The organism is Catenulispora rubra (genome assembly GCF_015356825.1).
In the GTDB taxonomy this organism is placed as follows: Bacteria; Actinomycetota; Actinomycetes; order Streptomycetales; family Catenulisporaceae; genus Catenulispora; species Catenulispora rubra.
Window position 1 is genome coordinate 1 of record NZ_JAACYW010000508.1, and the last position, 3,758, is coordinate 3,758.

Annotated in this window: 5 protein-coding genes; 1 reads left to right on the forward strand and 4 read right to left on the reverse strand. The window is 71.5% G+C overall.

Features of this window, described 5'->3' with window-relative positions; genetic code table 11:
- On the reverse strand, nucleotides 1-247 hold a 247-nt coding region (locus GWK61_RS53180), incomplete at its 3' end, for a VOC family protein (RefSeq protein WP_194921964.1).
- Between the two features lie 241 nt (nucleotides 248-488).
- Between GWK61_RS53180 and GWK61_RS53185 the strand changes: the two genes are divergently transcribed.
- On the forward strand, nucleotides 489-1,310 hold the full coding sequence (locus tag GWK61_RS53185; protein ID WP_194921966.1) for a class I SAM-dependent methyltransferase: 822 nt from the start codon (nucleotides 489-491) through the stop codon (nucleotides 1,308-1,310).
- Here GWK61_RS53185 and GWK61_RS53190 read toward each other — a convergent pair.
- The 3 genes from GWK61_RS53190 to GWK61_RS53200 all read right to left on the reverse strand — a co-directional run bounded on the left by GWK61_RS53190 (nucleotide 1,285) and on the right by GWK61_RS53200 (nucleotide 3,654).
- Nucleotides 1,285-2,010 carry a SanA/YdcF family protein gene (locus GWK61_RS53190; protein WP_194921968.1) on the reverse strand — a complete coding sequence of 242 codons (726 nt, stop codon included), beginning with the start codon at nucleotides 2,008-2,010 and terminating at the stop codon, nucleotides 1,285-1,287. The two genes, GWK61_RS53185 and GWK61_RS53190, sit on opposite strands and share 26 nt — an antisense overlap.
- Before the next feature lie 82 nt (nucleotides 2,011-2,092).
- Nucleotides 2,093-2,740 carry a MerR family transcriptional regulator gene (locus GWK61_RS60400; protein WP_194921970.1) on the reverse strand — a complete coding sequence of 216 codons (648 nt, stop codon included), beginning with the start codon at nucleotides 2,738-2,740 and terminating at the stop codon, nucleotides 2,093-2,095.
- A 443-nt stretch (nucleotides 2,741-3,183) separates the two neighbouring features.
- On the reverse strand, nucleotides 3,184-3,654 hold the full coding sequence (locus tag GWK61_RS53200) for a bifunctional nuclease family protein (RefSeq protein ID WP_012787332.1): 471 nt from the start codon (nucleotides 3,652-3,654) through the stop codon (nucleotides 3,184-3,186).
- Nucleotides 3,655-3,758: the final 104 nt, after the last annotated feature.

Here is a 3,758-nt window from a genome sequence, read left to right on the forward strand (position 1 = left end):
CCCCCACCGAGTGCACACCCCGGGCGGCCAGCACGGCCAGCGTGGCGTCCAGGTCGTCGCACATCAGGTAGAGCTCGCCGGCCGGCGGGCCCTCGGCCGGGTGCACGCCGAGCTCGGCCGGCGGCAGCTGGAAGATGAGCCAGCCGCCGCCGGCGTCCACGTGCGGGAACTCGAGCACGTCGCGCAGGAAGGCCCGGTCGGCCTCCGGATCGGCGCTGTAAAGAATCGCGTGCGTACCTGTGATCATGCCTCGACGCTACACGACTGATTCCAAGAGGTAGCCGGGCGAAACGGCTGATCAGCGGCGCCTGGCCGCCCCGGCCGCCCACCCACAGCCAACCAGGCTGAGGGAGGTCGTCCGGGTCACCCATGCTTGCTGCTGAGCCGTTTCGCAAGTCTGCTCGTCAGGTGCGGTCCTGCTACCGGCCACCCCTTGGAATCAGTCGTGTAGTCCGCCGTTCGAGCTCCGGCATCCGTAGGCTGTTGATATGACGAGCGCCGCATCGCAAGAAGCCTTCCTTCACGCGTTCCACGCCGAGCACCCGGCGGTGACCTCGGACTGGCTCGGCGACGCCCGCGACCCGGAGGGCCGGTCCAGCTACGAGCTCCTGCGCGACCGGGTGGCCGGCCGCAAGCGCGTCCTGGATCTCGGCTGCGGCGACGGCCTGCTGCTCGAACTCCTGGCCGAGGAGGGCGGCAGGCAGCTCGCCGGAGTGGACCTGTCCCCGGAAACACTGGCGCTCGCCCGCGAACGCCCGGCGCTGTCCGGCACCACGCTCGAAGTGGCGCGGGCCCAGGCGCTCCCGTTCCCGGACGACAGCTTCGACGCCTGCGTCTGCCACATGGCGCTGATGCTGATGGCCGACATCGAGCAGGTCGCGGCGGAGGTGGCCCGGGTCCTGGCGCCGGGAGGGGTCCTGGCGTTCGTGGTCGGCGACGGCGTGCTGCTCGGCGAGGCCTACGAGCGGTTCCGCACGCTGTCGACCGCAGAGATCGAGCAGGTCCCCGAGGCCGAGCGGATGCCTCGGTTGGGCGATCGCAGGACCCGCAGCCGCGAAGGGCTCGACGAAATCCTCAGCCCGGCCGGCTTCGCCCCCGTGGTTCTCGAGAAAGCCACCCTCGATCTGGGCGGCCCGTTCGAGCAGGTGTGGGCCGGCATCTCCAGCCTCTACGACTTCGAGCCGCTCGACGAGGCCGCCATGGCGCGTCTTCGCGAAGTCTTCCGTGACGCCCTTCGCGAGTCGATCACGCCTGAAGACACCGTCCCCTTCAACTACCGGGTCCTCATCGCGACAGCGCAGCGGCTTTAGCCCCGGCCGCCGCGAGCGCGTCCGCCACGCCGGCCTCCTTCTTCCCCAGCACCGGGTCCGGCTGGAACACGGCCTGTCCCCAGGCCTTGATCCCGGCCAGCACCTCGCGCGCCGAGTCGTGGACCAGCTCGTTCTCGCCGTCCACGGACTCTCCGGTGTCGGAGACCCCGTACCCGTCGATCCCCGCCGCGCGGCACAGCAACAGCGCCCGCGGCATGTGGAAGTCCTGCGTCACCAGCGTGGCGTGATCGACCCCGAAGATCTTCTTGGCCCGCGCGCACGAGGCCCAGGTGTCGAACCCGGCGAAGTCGCGCACGATCCGCGCCGTCGGCACGCCCCGGTTCACCAGGTAGTCGCGCATCACGGTGGGCTCGTCGTAGCCGGGGTGGGAGTTGTCGCCGGTCACCAGGATCACGGCCACCTTGCCGCGCCGGTACAGGTCCAGGGCCACGTTCAGCCGCCGCACCAGGTACGGCGTCGGCTGGCCGTCGGGCGCGCCCGCGCCGAAGACGATCGCGACCGGCTCGTAGGGCACCGAGGCCGCGTTGCGCTGATAGGGGGACGCGTAGGCCCGCACGGCGGTCACCGGCGCGAACAGCAGCACCACGGCGAGCACCGCGGCCTGGTACAGCCGGCGCTGGCTCTTGCGGGTCCGGGGCACTCGCTGGGACAGCCACCGGCGCAGCGGAATTCGGGTCACGTGCAGTAGACGCCGGGTAGTGGATCGTGGTTCCGCCGAATCGGGGCCGCGCAGGTCCGGGAAAACCCGGGGGTCACCGGTTTCAGACCGCCTTTATCCGCCGCCGCCGGGCCAGTTCGTCCACGGCCTGCGACGCGTCATCCTGGTCGCCGGGAACGGTGCCGGTGACACTGCCGGCCGATCCCGCGCCGGAGCCGCCGGAGCCGCCGACGACGTCCTCGCCGCCCCCCGGGAACTGCCTCAGCGTCCCCTCGACCTCGCGGCACACCGCGTCCACGGCGATCCCGAACACCCCCTGGCCGCCCTGCACCAGGTCGAAGACCTCGTCCGGGGACGTGCACTCGTAGACGCTCGCGCCGTCGCTCATCAGGGTGACGCCGGCCAGGTCGGCCTCGCCGCGGGCGCGCAGGTAGCCGACCGCGATGCGGATGTTCTGGAGCGAGACCCCGGTGTCCAGCAGGCGCTTGACGATCTTCAGCGCGATGATGTCGCGGAAGCTGTACATCCGCTGCGACCCGGAGCCCGTGGCGGACCGGATCGACGGCTCGACCAGGCCGGTGCGGGCCCAGTAGTCCAGTTGGCGGTAGGTGATCCCGGCCGCGGCGCAGGCCGTCGGCCCGCGGTAGCCGGTCGGCGGGGCGTCCGGCCGCCGCGCGGAGGCGGCCGGCACGTCGCCCGGCCCGACCGCGCGCGGGAACCCGCTCGCGCTCGCAGCGCCCGTCCCGGTCATGTGCTTGGCCTTCCGCTTGAAGAGCCCCAGTGAGGGAACCCACGCCGATCCGTGTTGTCGGGAAAGATCCCTCGCCCGGATTCCTTGACGTCGATCAGTCTCCGCAAACCCGATTCGTCGGTGCCGATCGGCGCCGCGGCCGTCGGCGGCCGGCGTAGGCCGTCCGGGCCACGGTCTCGGCTCACCCCTCCAGTTACGTCTGCCTCTAGCTGTCTTCGACCGTATGCGCGGCACGGGGCGCCGGTCAACGACATCGCCCGGGAGGCATCGGGCGTGTCTTCGTGAATCGGACTATCCGACCTTCGCGGTGAGCGCGGGAAGCCGGTTCCGCGGCCGCACGGCGATGCTCAAGGGGTGGGACGGCAGGGGGTCGGGCACCGAGACAGTCGGACAGGCGGGGCGCTCGGACAGCAAGGCACTCGAACAGCGGGGCAGCTGGACCGTCAGGCGCCGAAGTCCTCGGGCGAGACCTGGTCGAGGAATTCGCGGAAGCGCTCGACTTCCACCTCGTCCTCCTGCTCGTCCGGGATCAGGATGCTGCTCTCGGCGAGCACTTCCTCGGCCCCGTAGATGGTGGCACCGGTCCGCAGCGCCAGCGCGATGGCGTCCGAGGGGCGCGCGCTGACCTGCAGGCCGCCGTCGAAGACCAGCTCGGCGTAGAAGACCATGTCGCGCATCGCGGTGATGCGGACCTCCAGCAGCTGCCGGCCGAAGGCGGCCAGCACGTCCCGGAACAGGTCGTGGGTCAGCGGGCGCGGCGGCGTGACGCCCTGCTGGGCCAGCGCGATGGCCGAGGCCTCGTTGGCCCCGATCCAGATCGGCAGGTACCGCTCGCCGCTGACCTCGCGGAGCAGGACGATCGTCTGGTTGGACGGCATCTCGACGCGGACGCCGACGACGTCGAGTTCGTTCACGGTGTCCACCCTATCGCGCTGCGGGCCCGCCGGGCATGCCGGGGTTGCTGGAAGATTCCCGGGATGCCGGTGCGGGCGGGGCCGGAGGGGGGTCGGCTGGAACC

Bases quoted from the DNA above. Each gene is read 5' to 3' on its own strand.
- GWK61_RS60400 (WP_194921970.1), bottom strand. From the start codon at position 2,740: ATGACCGGGACGGGCGCTGCGAGCGCGAGCGGGTTCCCGCGCGCGGTC.
- GWK61_RS53185 (WP_194921966.1), top strand. From the start codon at position 489: ATGACGAGCGCCGCATCGCAAGAAGCCTTCCTTCACGCGTTCCACGCC.